The sequence below is a fragment of the Aeribacillus sp. FSL W8-0870 genome (assembly GCF_037963755.1).
Lineage (GTDB): Bacteria > Bacillota > Bacilli > Bacillales > Aeribacillaceae > Aeribacillus > Aeribacillus composti.
This window is the reverse complement of the sequence record NZ_CP150165.1, coordinates 1,394,583-1,411,296: the sequence shown is the minus strand read 5'-3', so window position 1 is coordinate 1,411,296 and position 16,714 is coordinate 1,394,583. Positions and strand designations below refer to the sequence as shown.

At 40.2% G+C, this 16,714-nt stretch carries 16 protein-coding genes; 6 read left to right on the top strand and 10 right to left on the bottom strand.

Annotation, left to right across the window (positions count from 1 at the left end; translation table 11 throughout):
* The 3 genes from NSU02_RS06805 to NSU02_RS06795 form a co-directional block, all read right to left on the bottom strand.
* Complete coding sequence (locus NSU02_RS06805) at positions 1–957, bottom strand: PDR/VanB family oxidoreductase (protein ID WP_339194919.1); 957 nt, start codon at positions 955–957, stop codon at positions 1–3.
* Positions 958–1,028: 71 nt separating this feature from the next.
* Positions 1,029–2,003 carry a DUF3445 domain-containing protein gene (locus NSU02_RS06800; protein WP_235600511.1) on the bottom strand — a complete coding sequence of 325 codons (975 nt, stop codon included), beginning with the start codon at positions 2,001–2,003 and terminating at the stop codon, positions 1,029–1,031.
* 87 nt (positions 2,004–2,090) lie between these two features.
* Complete coding sequence (locus NSU02_RS06795) at positions 2,091–2,507, bottom strand: hypothetical protein (protein WP_066251087.1); 417 nt, start codon at positions 2,505–2,507, stop codon at positions 2,091–2,093.
* 476 nt (positions 2,508–2,983) lie between these two features.
* Between NSU02_RS06795 and NSU02_RS06790 the strand changes: the two genes are divergently transcribed.
* On the top strand, positions 2,984–4,204 hold the full coding sequence (locus NSU02_RS06790) for an acyl-CoA dehydrogenase family protein (RefSeq protein ID WP_082830405.1): 1,221 nt from the start codon (positions 2,984–2,986) through the stop codon (positions 4,202–4,204).
* A 431-nt stretch (positions 4,205–4,635) separates the two neighbouring features.
* Here the strand turns inward: NSU02_RS06790 and NSU02_RS06785 are convergent, their stop codons facing one another.
* The 7 genes from NSU02_RS06785 to NSU02_RS06755 all read right to left on the bottom strand — a co-directional run bounded on the left by NSU02_RS06785 (position 4,636) and on the right by NSU02_RS06755 (position 12,481).
* Positions 4,636–6,018 (bottom strand): ammonium transporter, encoded by a 1,383-nt coding sequence (locus NSU02_RS06785; protein ID WP_339194913.1) that lies wholly within the window; start codon positions 6,016–6,018, stop codon positions 4,636–4,638.
* A gap of 31 nt (positions 6,019–6,049) precedes the next feature.
* Positions 6,050–7,207 carry an N-methyl-L-tryptophan oxidase gene (gene solA, locus NSU02_RS06780; RefSeq protein ID WP_339194910.1) on the bottom strand — a complete coding sequence of 386 codons (1,158 nt, stop codon included), beginning with the start codon at positions 7,205–7,207 and terminating at the stop codon, positions 6,050–6,052.
* A 35-nt stretch (positions 7,208–7,242) separates the two neighbouring features.
* On the bottom strand, positions 7,243–8,601 hold the full coding sequence (gene glnT, locus NSU02_RS06775) for a type III glutamate--ammonia ligase (RefSeq protein WP_339194907.1): 1,359 nt from the start codon (positions 8,599–8,601) through the stop codon (positions 7,243–7,245).
* Positions 8,602–8,624: 23 nt separating this feature from the next.
* Complete coding sequence (locus NSU02_RS06770) at positions 8,625–9,983, bottom strand: FMN-binding glutamate synthase family protein (protein WP_339194904.1); 1,359 nt, start codon at positions 9,981–9,983, stop codon at positions 8,625–8,627.
* Positions 9,965–10,672, bottom strand: a complete 708-nt coding sequence (locus tag NSU02_RS06765) for a hypothetical protein (protein WP_063389443.1) — start codon at positions 10,670–10,672, stop codon at positions 9,965–9,967. Before NSU02_RS06765 ends, NSU02_RS06770 begins: the two co-directional genes overlap by 19 nt.
* A complete protein-coding gene (locus NSU02_RS06760) occupies positions 10,660–11,556 on the bottom strand; it encodes a class II glutamine amidotransferase (protein ID WP_063389444.1) in 897 nt (298 codons plus the stop codon). Before NSU02_RS06760 ends, NSU02_RS06765 begins: the two co-directional genes overlap by 13 nt.
* Positions 11,557–11,728: 172 nt before the next feature.
* Positions 11,729–12,481, bottom strand: a complete 753-nt coding sequence (locus NSU02_RS06755) for an IclR family transcriptional regulator (RefSeq protein ID WP_094245465.1) — start codon at positions 12,479–12,481, stop codon at positions 11,729–11,731.
* A gap of 750 nt (positions 12,482–13,231) precedes the next feature.
* Here NSU02_RS06755 and NSU02_RS06750 point away from each other — a divergent pair.
* The 5 genes from NSU02_RS06750 to NSU02_RS06730 all read left to right on the top strand — a co-directional run bounded on the left by NSU02_RS06750 (position 13,232) and on the right by NSU02_RS06730 (position 16,515).
* Positions 13,232–13,480 (top strand): S8 family serine peptidase, encoded by a 249-nt coding sequence (locus NSU02_RS06750; protein ID WP_339195709.1) that lies wholly within the window; start codon positions 13,232–13,234, stop codon positions 13,478–13,480.
* Positions 13,461–14,045, top strand: coding sequence for an SAR2788 family putative toxin (locus tag NSU02_RS06745; RefSeq protein ID WP_339194900.1), 585 nt, complete (start codon positions 13,461–13,463; stop codon positions 14,043–14,045). The genes NSU02_RS06750 and NSU02_RS06745 overlap by 20 nt, the downstream gene beginning before the upstream one ends.
* An 83-nt stretch (positions 14,046–14,128) precedes the next feature.
* Positions 14,129–15,502 carry an IS1380-like element ISGsp2 family transposase gene (locus NSU02_RS06740; protein ID WP_044899598.1) on the top strand — a complete coding sequence of 458 codons (1,374 nt, stop codon included), beginning with the start codon at positions 14,129–14,131 and terminating at the stop codon, positions 15,500–15,502.
* A 141-nt stretch (positions 15,503–15,643) separates the two neighbouring features.
* Positions 15,644–16,048, top strand: coding sequence for a hypothetical protein (locus NSU02_RS06735; protein ID WP_339194897.1), 405 nt, complete (start codon positions 15,644–15,646; stop codon positions 16,046–16,048).
* A complete protein-coding gene (locus NSU02_RS06730) occupies positions 16,024–16,515 on the top strand; it encodes a hypothetical protein (RefSeq protein WP_066246766.1) in 492 nt (163 codons plus the stop codon). The genes NSU02_RS06735 and NSU02_RS06730 overlap by 25 nt, the downstream gene beginning before the upstream one ends.
* The last annotated feature ends 199 nt before the right edge of the window (positions 16,516–16,714 follow it).

The window sequence follows — 16,714 nt, the reverse complement described above, 5'->3', positions numbered from 1 at the left end:
TTAAAGATCTAAAACAAGACTGCCGGATTTTGCCCTTGAAACACATGTTAAAATGACATTGCTTTCTTTTTTCTCCATTTCGGTAAGAAAAAAGTCTCGGTGGTCAATTTCTCCTTTTAAAACATGCAGCTGACAGCTGCCGCATCCCCCGATTTTACATGAATATGGCGCATCAATATGATGCTGTAATAAAGTGTCCAGCAAGCTTTTCCCTTCAGGCACCTCAATCACTTTGTTGCTTTTATTGAGTTTTACCCGGAATGGCTGCATCGGTCCTGATTTTGGCGGTGTAAAGAGCTCAAAGTGGATGCTTTTTTCAGAATAACCAATGACTTTGGCAGCATCGGCAAATTCTTTGATCATGGCCTCTGGACCGCAGAAATAAACATGGGTTCCTATCGGTTGATTTTCCATTAACTTTGCTGACATTTTCTTGTTTTCCTTTGAAAAATAAAAATGAGTTTCCTCTGAAAAAAAAGTGGAGAGATGGCGATAAAAGGCACATAATTCCTTTGAAGGAGCGGCATAATGTATTTCAAATGGAGCCTTCTTCTTTTTTAATTCCTTCGCCATCGAAAGAAAAGGTGTAATGCCAATCCCAGCTGCAAAAAACAAATGGCGTTTTGCTTGAAAGCTTAGCGGAAAATAATTTTTCGGATAACTAATGGAGATCTTATCCCCTTCTTTCACATGATCGTGCCAATAAATTGATCCTCCATTTGAATCCTCATTGCGGCGAACGGCGATTCGATAGTAGCCTGTATTGTCCGGATCACTTGTAAGAGAATAGTGGCGTTCGATTAAGCCTGTTTCAGTTTGCAAATAAGTCGTAATATGAGAACCCCCACTAAAACGAGGCAATGGCGAACGGTCTGCTGACACTAGCTTAAAACTTTTAATCGCAGCTGTTTCATGCGTAATTTGTTCTACAATCACTTCAAGTGTTCGCGCCATCATGTAATCCTCCTCCTTTCATGTTTTTTAAAAACAGCTTCTTCACACGCTATTTTCTTCCAATTTTCCCAATTTCAATCTGTCAAGCTTTTTTCTAAATAGCGAATGATTTCTCCTTTGTATAAACTAAATCCTTTATATTCAGCCATATAGTCAGGTAAATCCTTTAAAACTCGAAAAAAACGTTTCAACCAATCTTCATTTTTTTTCAGCTCATCAAGTGATATTAAATGAGTATGAATACTAAATAAAATCCCATTGCTTCGCGGCATACGAAATAGCCTTTGATCCTCCACTCTTAAGTGCACAAGCTGACCGGCATTTTCTGAAGTTACCTTTTCCTTTTTTGGACCCCATTCATCAAAATTCTCAGGGAACGTGTCAAGGATTGGCTCCACTGTTAAAGTCCAGTTTAACCGTGTCCACGGTTTCCCTGCCTCGATTCTCAAAAGAAAATTGAGGACTTTTTTCGCTAAACCGCTGTCGAAAAAAACCGGTACAGGAGAATGGAACTCGGTGTAAGTCATGCCAATATCAAAGGCAATCGACCAATTGGCAGGAAAACACAATTGTCCTGCATCCATATATAAATCACCGTCTCTTTGCCCCATAAAAATGAGATCCTCTTGAACGTGTCTGCCGATAAAATCTAAAGGCTCGTAGGGCAATGTCGATAGATCGCCAAAAGTAAATGTATGTTTCTCATCCAAAAGCTTATTTTCAAACGTCCATTCATGACCATTTTTTATAACCGAGAAATACTCAGGGTAAATAATGGCAAGTTCATCTATTAAAAATTCCAGCACTTCCCACTGTCCATCGATTGAATGTTCTAAAGATTGAAAAGCACGTTCATGGTGGTTTAATAGTATTTGACGCTTTTTATCTATTTCTTCAAAATATTCGGGAGTAATATCTGCAAGTTTCCCGGATTCTAGAGGCCTCGCATTATTAGAATACCTGTAAGAGTCCTTTTGAAATGGAAATGGGAACCTTTTAATAAGCGGAATTTCTTTGATCATATGTTGGTTAGTCGTTTTTACACTCACTGCCCTCTCTCCTCCTCACGATCAAAACTGGATGAAAGAACCTCCCCATGAAGCCGCGTTACGACAAGGGGAAATTCTTTCATTTGTTTAATTTAAAAATGTTGGCTCCGGCAATCGATGTGCCGTATAAATCGCATCTCCATCGCTTTCAGCATCAAAGATCACTTTCGTTTCAGGGGTAAAGATAAAAACATCTCCCGCTTCCCCTACATATTTGTTTCCTTGTTCATCTCTGACGATGATCTGCCCCTTTATAATTACCTTTACTTCTAAGTAAGTATACAAAAATTCAAACTCTTCCGACTTTTGCATAGAGAAATATCCAATTGTTAAAGGCTTCTCTAATGGGCTAATCGGAACGTCAATAATTTGACTTTTCAAAGCCGGTATACTCAAAACATTGTTCAACTCAATTTTTTCATACGTTCCAGCTTTTATTAGCTGAATTCCTGGCTTTTGACTTAAAAATTGATGATCCATAGCTGTTACCGCTGATTCACTCATTCTTTCCACTCTCCTTTTTCAATTTTTATAATCAGAGTTATGTTATGTTTTGTAACAAAAAATGTATTATTTCATAACTCTGATGATCCTATCATAATAACAACCGTAACGTTCTCACAACCGTTTTTTCTCAAATGGCGGGAATATTCACAAAAATCTGTAAAATGTTCTGACAATTAGAGCTTTTCCTTTCGGATCATTCAACATGAGCAGGCAATGAAATTTTATTTCTTTGAGAACTTAACATTATTAGCGCCAATAATGAGATCAGCAACGATGTTTTACACGGAAAGGAGACAGGGAGAGTACCGAATCATTGTAAAATGTAATGACAAGGTTTTTGATTTATTCCCACTATTTAGGAAATCTCTGTTTCTTTGAAAGAATCGTCTATGTAAAAATAAAAGCACAATATTCATAATATTGTAATTTTTGTTAACATTCTTAACAGTAACCTTTAAAAAGGAGTGATGTCAATGGTAGTCAATCAGACAGAACTGCAGGAAGAAATTATGCAAATTCCAAAATGGTGGTCTTACCCAGAAGGATTCGAAAAACTAATTGAAAAAGCACATGAATTAGGCAAAAAGGAGCTGCTGCCCCGTGCTTCTATTTCAGACAAGGAATGCCGTTATCCTCGGGAAAGCTTACAAGCAATTGCGGATGCTGGATTTGGAGCAGTTACAATCCCTGTTGACGACGGAGGCCTTGGCGCTGGACTAACTGGATTTGCTTTGTTAGCCGAAAGTTTTTCTCAATATTGCGCTTCCACTACTATGTGTTGGGTTATGCACACTGCTGCCGTCCAAACGCTTTATACAGCTGGAACTAGAGAGCAGCGGCAGCGTTATATTCCTGGGGTGCTAAAGGGAAAGATTGGCGCATTAGCCTTTAGTGAACCAGCGACTGGAAGCCACTTCTGGAATGTTGTTAGTTCGGCTCCCCGCAAAGGAAACGGATATTTGTTAAATGCGGAAAAATCATTTGTCACCAGTGCGGGCGAGGCGGATTGGTATATTGTTTGCACCAATTATCCAAATAGCATAGAAGACGATCCATTAATGTTTTTAATTGTAGATCATAATCAGAAGGGAATCGAATATTTTCCTTTTTCAGCTATGGGGCTTCGCGGAAATTCAAGCGGACCGATGAAGTTTAAAGATGTCTTTGTCCCTATTGAAAATCGTCTTGGGACTGAAGGCGGAATGAATGTTTATAATGAAAACGTCATTGATCCGCTCTTTTTATTAGGCACAAGTGCTTGCTGGGTTGGTATTGCTCAAGGAGCCTTGAATGCAGCAATTGACCAGGCAAAGAAAAAAGTCCATAAAGATACAGGAAAATCAGTTGCCGGCTACCAAGTCATTCGCCACGAATTGGCAAAAGCGCAAATTTTAATCGATAGTGCAAGAAGCATGCTTTATCGTACAGCTGAAGGGATGGATCAATGTTTAAATAGTGGAAAAGAATTGTCAGAATGCTTATACCCGCTTTGGGAACTCAAAACTCATGCAGCAGATATAGTCATACAAGTTACAAATCAAGCATTACAAGTTTCTGGAGGAAGAGGATATCTAACCGGGCAAGTGGAAAAATTTTTACGTGACGGTCGAGCAGGTGCAGTCATGGGACCCACAAACGAAATATTGCGCGAATGGATTGGCCGCACGTTAATTGGTGTTCCTTGGTTTGAATAATTTGTATCACTTGATCTGAAATATAACTGTTTGTGCCAATAACTTGTTTCTGAAATGCAAAAAAAGAGAATCGTTAGCCGAATAAATCGCCTGACGAGAGGAGGGAGCCCTGCCTTCCGATTAGTCGAAAGATATTTCAGAAACAAGCTCCACACCCTTTTGTATATTTTTTGCTTAAAATAGTTTTAAAGAAATAAGAGAACAAAACGATCACATGACGACAGATTTTTAATCTTTTTCTTTACAGTATAAAAAATTAACAATAATCGGCTGTTTTTCTTTGTCGAAATCTACTTGTTGTGTTTTTACAAATTCATCAAAACAAACATGAATCCTCACACTGTTTATCAGGTGAGGATTCTTTTATGCGTATACAATTGAATTTGTCATAGCTTTGCCGTTTTACAACCAATGAAAAATACATTGCCATGCTAGGACATTAGAGAAGCAATATCGTTTGATTTACCCTTCTCTTCTATCGACTGATCAACATCTGAATAAGCCGGTTCTTGATGAAAGCTTAAATCAAGGCCAAGCAGCTCGTCTTCTTTTTTCACACGCAACGGTGTAAACAGCGAAACAATTTTCAAAACAATATATGTTCCTACTGCCGCAAGCAAAACAGCCACAATCACTCCTATAACCTGATGGAACAGCTGTTCAGGATTTCCATAAAACAAACCGTTATTCCCTGCCGGATTCACTGACTTAGTAGCAAAAAGTCCTGTTGCAATGGATCCCCATATTCCGCAGATGCCATGTACTCCAAAAGCATCTAACGTATCATCATATTTTAGACGTGCTTTCAAAAAATGGATAGCAAAATAGCAGATAGGGGCGGATGCAAGTCCAATAATCAAAGCTGAAGGGATTGTGACAAATCCTGCTGCTGGAGTTATGCCAACAAGACCGCCTATTGCCCCAGTGGCAGTTCCTACTAGCGTCGGGCGCTTGCGAACCATCCATTCTATGATCAGCCATCCCAAGCCCCCGGCTGCTGCGGCAACTTGTGTATTGGCAAAGGCAAGAGCGGTAATACCATTTGCACTAAGTGCACTTCCTGCGTTAAAACCGAACCAGCCAAACCAAAGAGTGGCCGCTCCAATAAGAAATAAAACAATATTATGAGGAGCATCATTTTTCTTCATATGTTCATATCTCGGCCCAATTACGAGTGCAGCTGTTAATGCGCTAACACCGGAAAGTATATGAACAACCGTACCTCCAGCAAAATCAAGTTCGCCCATGGCAGAAAGCCATCCGCCTCCCCATACCCAATGAGCCATTGGTGCATAAACAAAGGTGATCCATAAAACCGAAAACATTACCCATGCAGGAAAAGAAATACGCCCTGCAATTCCTCCGGAAATAATCGCAACCGTTATAGCAGCAAATGCACCTTGAAAAATGGCAAATATATAATGAGGGATGGTTAATGAACCAAAAGCAGCCTCTCCTCCTACTCCGTTAAATGCCAGGTAGTCCAGTTTTCCAATGATTCCCCCTACATCCTGTCCAAAGCTGAGGCTGTATCCCCATAGCACCCAAACAATGGTCACAGTTAAAAGACTGACAAAGCTGTGCATCATCGTTGATACAACATTCCGTTCACTTACAAGCCCTCCATAAAAGAGAGCCAAACCAGGTACATGCATAAAAATAACGATAGCCGCTGCTACGAGCAACCAAGTTGTATCCCCCGTATCAACCACCGGCTCGTTCTCTTGCGCAAAGGCTGAAATCGGAAAAAGGAATAAAAGATAAAGAAGAAAAACGAAAAATATTGAAGCTCTTTTCTTTACGAAACCATCCATAGGAATCCTCCTCCTTACTTTTTTCATTACTCTAGCTTTCGGTAGCGATTTGTTCAAAACGATTTAATCGAAAAAAGGAAATATCATGTTTTGTTTTCCCAAGCGTGACTAAATCTGCTAAAATGCTCCCAACGATGCTGGCAAACTTAAACCCATGTCCGGAAAATCCGCCGGCTAACAACACATTGCTGAAGTTTGGATGAAAATCGATAATAAAGTCGCTATCAGGAGTAAGTGAATATAAACAAATTTTACCATCGGTCAGCTCGCCGGCAGCCTGCGGCATATATTTTTCAAGAAATCTTCGTACATCACGTTCATCTTCACAGTAAGAACCAAATAGTCTGTTCACGGAATCTGGATCACTTTCAATCCCCATGTCATGACGTCCTATTTTTACACCTGTTTTCCGAAAATTCGGAAAACCATAATAATGACCTTCTTTTGTGTCAAAGACAAAAGCAGGAAATTGACCAAAATCATAAAGTCCATCCTCCAACGGTGCAAACCATGCAACAGGTTTTCGGATCACTTGGATCGGAAAATCGAGTTCCGGCAATAATTTCGGAATCCATGCACCAGCTGTGATCACTAAATTGGCTGCTTGAAAACGTCCCTTCTCCGTAATGACCTCCGCCATATCCGATTGAATGGACAGCTTTAAGACAGGATTGTTTTCCAACAGTTTGGCTCCCAGTTTTAAAGCTTCTTCTTTATAAGTTTGAATACATACTTCACATAACAAAAATCCTGCTTGGGGATCAAAACAGGCAGTAAAATCTTCGGGAATTTGAATGCCTTGCCATTTGTTCATCACCATGCTTGCTGTGAACATTTCAATTGGGAGGTTGTGATGAATAGAGCTTTGAATCGTTTCATTGACAAAAGATGAATCGCGTTCGCCGACAACTAAAGTGCCTGTTTGATAAAATAACGTTTTTCCTGTTTGCTCTTGCAGTTCCATCCATAACCGGTATGCTTCTTTAACTAAATCAACATATTTTTCCCCTTGGCCATAACCAAATCGCAGCATTCTTGTTTCCCCGGCGTGGCTTGCAAAGGAATTTGGAACAGAAAATTGATCAATCATCAACACGCTTTGACCATTTTGGGCTAAATAATAGGCTGCAGCACTTCCTGCAGAACCTGCTCCAATAACAATCACATCGTACATCCCGTCATAATTCATACGAATTCCTCCATATAAATCAATACGATTTGTTTTTAGTAGCCTTTTAAATATTTTTCAACTTCCCATTCGCTGACATAGTCATGATATTCTTTCCATTCAGCCCTTTTTCGTTTCATAAAGGTCTCCATAAATGTTTCCCCTAGTGCCTTGACTAACACTTCATCGCTTTCTAATGCTTCAATCGCTTCATTCAATGTAGAAGGCAATTTGTCAAATTCATTTTCTATCGAATGGAACATGTATAAATTTCCATTAAATGGCTCTCCCGGATCCATCCGCTTTTCGATGCCGTCCAATCCCGCTGCTAAAATCGCAGCAGTCGCCAGGTACGGATTACAGGAACCGTCCATGGCCCGAAACTCAATCCTTCCAGCATCAGGAATGCGAATAAGCTGTGTGCGGTTATTCCCTCCATAAGAAATAAAATTAGGAGCCCATGTAGATCCAGATGAGGAATTTAACGCTCCTAGCCGCTTGTAAGAGTTGACAGTTGGACAGACAATAGCCGTTAGAGCTTTTGCATGATGGAGAATACCTGCAATAAAATGATACGCGACGGCAGATAACCCAAAACCTTTTTGATCACGGACATCTTCAAACACATTTCGTTCTTCCCGCTCATCCCATAAGCTTACATGCATATGACAGCCATTCCCGGTCAGATTGGAAAATGGCTTCGGCATAAACGTGGCGATTAGTCCTCGTTCCTCTGCCATGGTTCTAATCATATATTTAAAAAATGTATGCCGATCAGCAGACGTCACCGCATCTGAAAAATCAAAATTGATTTCAAATTGTCCATTGGCATCTTCATGATCTGCTTGTGTGACATTCCATTTCAATTCATTCATATACTCAATCAAAGTGCCTAAAAATTCGATATTTCTCATAAGCGCCTGCTGTTGGTAACATGGTTTCAATTCTTTATCCTGTTCATCAAACGGGGCAATTTTCCCGTCTTCTCCCTGTTTCACAAGGAAAAATTCCGGTTCCACTCCCGTTTTCATCGTATATCCCATGCTTTTTGCTTTCGCCAGCACATTTAACAAAATCGTTCTCGAACAAAACGGCCAAGGAGTTCCATCTTCCGTTAAAGTACCGGCAAACCATGCAATTTCTTTATTCCACGGTAATATGGTCATAGAACGGAGATCAGGGATGCATAAAATATCAGGATCATGCGGTCCGTGGCCGAGATCGCCTACGGCAAAACCGGCGAACCCAGCCCCTGATTGGCAGACTGACTGTAAACGGGAGGTAGGAATTAATTTCGCCCGCAAAGAGCCGTTCAAATCTGAAAAGGAAGCGAGCGCCAATTTGATCTTTTTACCTTCGATAAATTTTAACGTCTCCTCCAACACCTTGTTATTGCTTTCCACTATACCGATCAATGATCATCACCATCCCTTATTTTTTACACTTTTAAAAGATCTTTAAATGAACTCCCATGGTCAAGGCTAGCAAAATACGGTTTTTTGCCCCCTAATCCTACTAGAGGAACTCCTGTAATATAGGAGGTGACTAATGTCAGCGAGCGCAAATCGGTAGGATCTAAATCACTGACTCTGCTTTTTCCGCATGATCTTGCAAAAATTTGCATTTCCATCGTGATCGAATTGATGTAATTTTCCACTCTTTCAGCGGCTTCTAAAGGATCTAATCTGGCCATTAACTCAGGATCTTGTGTCGCAATGCCTACCGGACATTTACCCGTATGGCAGTGGTGACATGCACCCGGTTCTGTCCCTAAAGCATGGTAGTCTTCTATATAAATTGGCCGCTGGCAATTAAGGGCAATTAACATTGCTGAACCCATATAAACGACATCCGCACCTAGTGCGATGGCTTTCGCTGCATCAGCGCCATTGCTGATTCCGCCGCCGATAATTAGCTTTACTTCGTGCTTCATACCGATATCGTAAAGTGCTTGAGCTGCTTCAACTACAGCGGAAATGGTCGGAATCCCTGTATGATCCAATTGGATTTCCGGTGAGGCAGCGGTTCCTCCTTCCATTCCATCAATAACGACGGCTTCCACCCCAACCTTTGCCGCCAGCTTTACATCATCATAAACGCGTCCGGCCCCAATTTTAATAAAGATCGGCACTTCATAATCAGTCGCTTCCCGAATTTGCTCTACTTTTACCCCTAAATCATCTGGCCCCATCCAATCGGGGTGCCGGCACGGGCTTCGTTGATCGACTCCTGCAGGAAGATCCCGCATTTTTGCCACTTCTTCAGAAACTTTATGTCCAAGAAGCGTTCCGCCCGTACCTGGTTTGGCGCCTTGGCTCACGACAATTTCTACCGCATCGGCTTTTTTCAAATCATAAGGATTTAAACCGTAGCGGCTCGGAAGCAATTGGTAGACCAATTTCTCCGAATATTCACGTTCTATCGGATGCATGCCCCCATCGCCCGTACATGTACTGATGCCGCATCTAGTCGCTGCAATGCCAAGCGCTTTTTTAGAATGAGCATTAATCGCCCCAAAACTCATCCCTGCAATCATGATCGGTGTTTCGAGTACGAGGGGACGTTTCACCTTTCCTTCTCCTATAACAACTTTTGTATCGCATCGCTCCCGATACCCTTCCAGCGGTACCCTTGACAGTCCTGCCGGAGTAAAGACGAGATCGTCAAAGGAAGGTAAGTCCATTCTTTTTGTAGCTTGGCCGCGGATGCGATATCGTCCAATCTGAGCTTTTTCTTGAATTTCTTCAATTTTTTCCGGACTCCACACCTTGCTTTTTCTTATAAGATTTCTTTCCATACGCGAAACTCCTTTTTATTAAAATGATGAAGCAAGCCGTTAGGAACAATTTTTTGAAAAGAGGGCGGCGGTTCTATTTGATAGAAATCAAGCAAACTCTTTATCTCATCTTTTTCCTCTTCCGACACTTCCTCTACCTTTGTTCCATTCCCCAGCTCCGCAATTTTCCCGCCAACATAGATCACTCCATCATACATGGAATCTCCCAGCGCTTTCCCAGCATCTCCACAAATAATCATTTTTCCTTTTTGCATCATAAAACCGGTCATATATCCGGTATTACCGCCAATAATTAAAGTCCCTCCCTTCATGCTGATTCCCGCCCTGGCGCCTGCCTCACCTTTGACAACTACGATACCGCCTCTCAGCGAAGCTGCACAGGAAGACGCTGCATTTCCATTTACGACAATTTCTCCGCTCATTAAATTTTCACCAACTGCCCAGCCGCAATTCCCGTTTATGGTCGCTGTCACCTTATCACATAAACTCACTGCATAGTAGCCGACATCTCCGTTATAAATGAGATGAATCGGATCTGTTATGCATACTCCAAGGTTATGGCGTGCGAGAGGGTTTTCGATGATGACCTCCTTTATATTATTTTTCGCAAAATCCCGAATCATTTGGTTGATTGAAGTCACCGTTTCACTCTTGCAATCAATTACTATACTTTCTTTCACAGATTCCATACCAATACCTCCTCTGCCCCTGGTTCTCTTACTGGCAAGCTTTCCCCAAAGCCATTTGTAATTGCTAAGCTTTCAGAAGCAAAAGCGATGAAATCATCAGTTTCCGCAAGCACAATCGGCTTCATACTAAAAGGTTCTTTTGCTAAACCGACTGCTGTCGGCGTAACAGCAATATAGCTAAAAGAGCCGTCTAAATCATGAACAGATGCTGTCATTGCTTCTTTTAAGCTGGCTCCTTTCTTCATTTCATCTACTAAATAAACGGCAATCACTTCCGAATCGTTTCCGGTTATAAATTGATAGCCTTTCTTTTCGTAGTATGCTCTCAATTTAATGTAGTTTGTCACATGTCCATTGTGAATAATCGTTAAATCTTTGAAAGAATTGCAGCAGAGCGGCTGCGAATGGGAAATATCGACTTTGCTTTCTGTCGCCATTCTTGTATGGCCTACAGCAACTTGCCCGTCATATACGGAAAGCTTAAATTGCGCATCTAAAAGATGAGCTCCCCCTAAAGATTTCAACACTTCAATCGATTCTCCGATGTTTGCGACTGAAATGTCTTCGTCCAGCTGACTGATTCCTTGAACAATATGTTGGATATCTCCTGAATGGAAAATTTTTGTTCTGACGTAATTGCCATGATCAGATGAATACAGCACATCTGCTTTATCTTTTAAGAAGGAAATGATTTTCTCCCCGTTGCCCCTTGTTTCATAATTCACATCAACATATAAGACGTTCTCTTCCTTTGGATGGAGAATGGCAACTCCTGTTGAATCAGGACCTCTTCGAAACAAACTGTCCAGCATTGCCAATATGACTTCGCCTGTTTTCCTTTTGTGATTTGGATTTTTAAAGATGACACCACTGATCCCGCACATCTTTTTTCCCTCCAGTCGTTGAAAAATTTTTGGAACTTTTTGTGAGAGGTTGTGGTTATATACAATATTCCATAATTTTTTCCCAAAAAAAAGCTCATTTTATCGAATATTGGGAAAATTACAAAAACCATGTTACCTTTTCTTCCATAGGATGGACTTTTTCATCCTTTGGTCATCTGTTTGGTACCCAGCCTAGTTCTTCGGAAATTTCATTTGCGGCTCTGATTGTGGTAGATATTAAACCGGGTAACTCATCTTTCGTAAAACGCGTTTCCGGCCCGGCAACACTTAAAGAGGCGATCACTTTATTTTCCCAAGAGAAAATAGGAGCTGCCACACTGGCGGTTCCTTCTGTTGTTTCCCCGAAAGAAATACAATATCCATGCTTTCGAATTAACATTAAATGTCGGTGAAGATGATCCACGTCTTTTATCCTTCCATTTTTTACAAGATCTTTAATCACTTGGCTTCTTGTTTTCTCTTCCAAGTATGCTAAAATCACTTTTTTCGAAGCACCTACGCATAAAGGAAGACGCATTCCAATCGGTTCGACAATTCTAAGCCAATGCGGCGAATCAACACAATCAATAAACACGCCTTCACATCCTTCCGGTACGGTCAAGTACACACTTTCCTTTGTTTTTTGGGCCAGCTTTTCCATAATTGGTACTGCAGCATTACGAACCGATAGATTGTCTCGTATGGAAAGACCTAATTGAAGCAATGTAAGGCCTAGACGGAATTTTCTCGTTTGTTTGTTTTTATACACAAATCCATACTCTTCTAAACAAGTCAGCAATCGGTGCACCGTTTGAACGGGAATACCGAGCTTTTTACTGATTTCCGTAGTACTCCACTCTTCTTTATTTTCGTTCGGCTGAATAGTTTGCAATAATAAAATCGTTTTCCGAATCACCTCTGACATCTAAACCCCTCCTATGTAAAAAAATTTACATAATGAGAATGGAATGTTTGCTTTTATATTAACGAAATAAAAAATGATACAACGTTGTTTTGTCAGATCGGCCAACATACTTTTTTATATTTTTTCCCATATAATGAGATTTTTTACCGGAAGAGGTTGAGGGAGGAATTTAATAAACGAGCAAGTTGAGTTAATTTTTCTCTTCTCCATTTTCTGTGGTTCTCTAGAGGCGAACTGGGGATGTATATCGGATCATGTAACAATTTGCGAATTTATTATCCAAGCAATATACGACAAAATAATCCGTCATTTGGATGCACTTGTTGAAAAAGCGCAAATTGCAGCTGGTTGACCTTGTATCCTGAAGGTCTCATAAAATGGGGGTGTCTAATAAGTCGTTTTTACGGCTTATTGACGCCCCCTTTAATGTTTTAGAAACGTTGATATATCGATGTTTATGATTTTTGTTTTTAATGGGATTTGATTTTCTGGGCAGCCCCATGTCTCTCTCGTGTCGTAATGAAAATACCAGCCAAAACGAATAGTACACCAGCCAGGATGCCCTTAATAGTTCTTCTTTAGTTGAATGGTTTTAGTGTACTCGATTACACTTTCGTGAAAAGTTCGTATTGACAACAAATTCCGCTTAGGATAAGGTCAATCCGTTTCGAAATTCACTTACATATTTAATTTAAACTCGATCCTTTATCCGGAGTAGGCAAAGTAGATTATTCCGCCCCAGGTGTTGAAATTATTTCTACAGATAACAAAGGATCCTACTCAACATTTTCAGGTACATCATTCGCTACAGCTTACGCTACTGGTGTTATTGCTGCAATTTTAAATGAAAGTGATTCAAATTATAATGCTAATACCATTAAAGAAAAACTCTCCAATTATGTTGTGAAACTAGGAGAAAAAGAACATTTTGGAGAAGGTTTTCTAACGTTACGAAAAGAAAAGGTAGAGGAGATTTTAAATGAAAAAGAATTTGATTAAACTATTAGTTGTTACACTTTTGTTCAGTAGTATTGCTGGATTTGCTCCATCTGCATTTGCAGAAGAAACAGAAGTTCCCTCAAATCTTGAGGAAATTTTAGAAAATGCAAAACAAATTGATGTGAATTTTAATGAAAAAATTGAGGAAGTTTCAAGTACTGATGATACAACAGTATATGAAGTAACCGCAGATGAATTGGGAGTTAACAATGATTCCTTTAAAATGGTAGTTGAAGAATTCTCTGAAAAAGAGATGACTGTAAACTCTGAGTTAGAAACAGGAGATTTGTCATTTGAATCCGAACTTTATATTAATATTGATACTGGTGAAATGTATGCTACCGAAGAACAAATATCCGAAACTGGAGAAAAGACAAAAACAACATACGATATGTTTTTTACAGAAATCGAAGGTGAAGATTTCATAGCATACTTAATTGATAGAAACTCTGGTGAGCTTTATGAAATTAACACCATTGATGCACAGGCTTCAGTTATTCCAGTTCTTAGTCTAATATTAAAAAATGGGGCAAAATGGGCAATTAAGAAATACCTGAATCCGTGACAAAACATCTTTACAATGGTCGCAAACCGTTGATACGATAAGGGAAAACGACGTTGACGATTCTTCATCAAGTAGGTGATGTGATGAAAGATTTCCCGATTCGGTTTGTATTGACAGATGAAGCGATTACCCCAAGTGCTGGGCTTGCTCTCGTTGGCTACTTACTCCATCGAACGAAACTGGATAAACGGGTAAACGCACTTCGGCTTCCAACGGTTCGTCGAGAAGTGCACATTTCCCATAGCGATGTCATTCGCTCGATGATTGGCTTGCTTGCCACAGGAAAAACGGATTTCGATCATATCGAAGCGTATCGTCAGGACGATATCTTTTCGGCATCGATGGGGATTCAGCACGTGCCTTCCTCTCCAACCTTGCGACAACGACTCGATCAGCTCGCTTGTCTTCCGATGACCGAAACGATTCTTTGGGAGGAGTCCATACGTCTGTTGATTCAACGACATGCCACTTTGTCCCCTTGTTGGACCAAAGGAAAGACGACATGGCTTCCCCTTGATATAGATGGTTCCCCATTTGACAACTCCGATACGAAAAAAGAAGGAGTCAGTCGAACGTATAAAGGATTTGACGGTTTTACACCGTTGTTTGCGTATGCAGGGAAGGAAGGGTATCTCGTTCATGCCGAGTTGCGTCCAGGGAAACAACATGTGCAAGACAACATGCCCTCGTTTTTAGTCACCGCTATCCGTCGAGCTCGTCAACTGACTTCATCTCGTCTGCTTGTTCGCATGGATGCAGGAAACGATGCAGAAGCGAATGTGCACGTATGCCTAAAGGAAGACGTGGACTTTGTCATCAAGCGAAACTTACGCCGAGAATCGAAAGCGCTTTGGTTCCAGATCGCTTCGCAAAAGGGCAAACGTGTCGATGATGGACAAAGCGAAGGAGTACAAACCTATGAGCTATGCCTTCCACAGAAGGCAGCGATCGATGGAAACACGTATACGTACGTTCAAGTCACCCAAGTGACGGAACGGACGATGGAACGCAATGGACAGCTGATGCTCGTTCCTGATTATGAAGTGGAAAGCTATTGGGTGCGGCTCAAAGGATACGAGCATGTTCGAATGAGCGATGTGCTCGCGTTGTATCATGACCATGCGACATGCGAACAGTTTCATAGCGAACTGAAGAGCGACTTAGATTTAGAGCGGCTTCCATCTGGGAAGATGAAAACGAATGCGCTCGTGTTGGTCATGGGAGCCTTCGTTTACAATCTTCTTCGTCTGATTGGACAAGATCTATTAAGCGATCCGAGACATCCGTTGCACCACAAAGTGAAACGCCGCCGCATCAAGACGATTATTCAGACGGTGATCACGATGGCAGGGCGACTCGTCCGTCGATCACGACAGATCTGGATGAAACTGACGCGAAGGAGTGGCTATAGCGAGCCCCTACTGAACGTCTATCAGAAATGGAGAGAGGCAAGATAACGAACGAATGTTCGGGAACTGATGTCCAACGTCACTCCCTGTGCTTTTTTGTCTATTTTTTTGGTTCGTATACCTAAAAAAGAGATTTGTTCCATTTTCGGAAATAGAGATGACATAGGTCATAAGCATAAAAAGGGTTTTATGGATTATCAATCCATCAAAATTACAACAAAATCAAAGTCGATTTCAATTCATCACGGATTCAGGAAATATGGAAAGAAAGCATTAATTAGTGCTTTCGGAAAATACGCATTGAGTAACGCAATTAAAAATGTTGCTAAATTAACAGTGAAGAGTAAACACTTAAAGAGTTATAAAAGAGGTTATCAAAAATTTAACACAGATAGCCAATCCACCGCTAGAGGATGGATTAAAGAAGCATTACAAAAAGCCAAAGTTTCTGATTTTAAAATAAATGATAGTGAAAAGTTATCATTTAGATTCGAAGTCAACTTAGGGAAAAAGATTGGAACTAAAGGTGAAACAAAAATAAGAATAGTGATAGGATATGATGGTAAGATATGGACAGCATTTCCAGTAAAATAACTTTTGAATACAATTTTGTAGTTGATAATGGAATTATTTCAAATAAAGATAAACGTGATGTTCCTACCATATTAGCGGTAGAAGCTACACTTACAATAAAAATCAATAATGAGTTATACTTTGAAACAGAACTTGCTATTTTAGAATTCTATAAAGCATTATACGAATGGAAAAACAGAGTCACAGATGAACATATTCCAGAATTCCATTATTATACGATTGAATATGACGATTATGAAGATGGTGCTATTCTGTCTTTAATTCCATTTTCAAATAAAGCAAGAGTGAAATCTATTTGGGCAGAGCAAGATTTGTACAATGTTTTTGATTTAGACTATATCGTAAGGGAATTTATTCAATTAGAGCAAAATCTAAAACGAGATATAGAAAATTACTTTGGAATCGAATTGAAAAAATTCATAAAACATATCCCTTTGATGAAAGGTCCTTATTCGGATGATTATTAGCAATAAAAGAGAGACTTGAATTAAACAAGTCTCTCTTGCTCTTTTCAAGAAAATATTAATATTAATAATTAATGAATTTTTCGGTTTGGTTTTTTAACTTCATTTCTTTTGCTAATTAATCCTGTCCCGCAACAGAACCAGCAAGTTTCTAATTGAAATCCTAATATTCCTGTTCCATCACAAGCTTTACATCATTCTT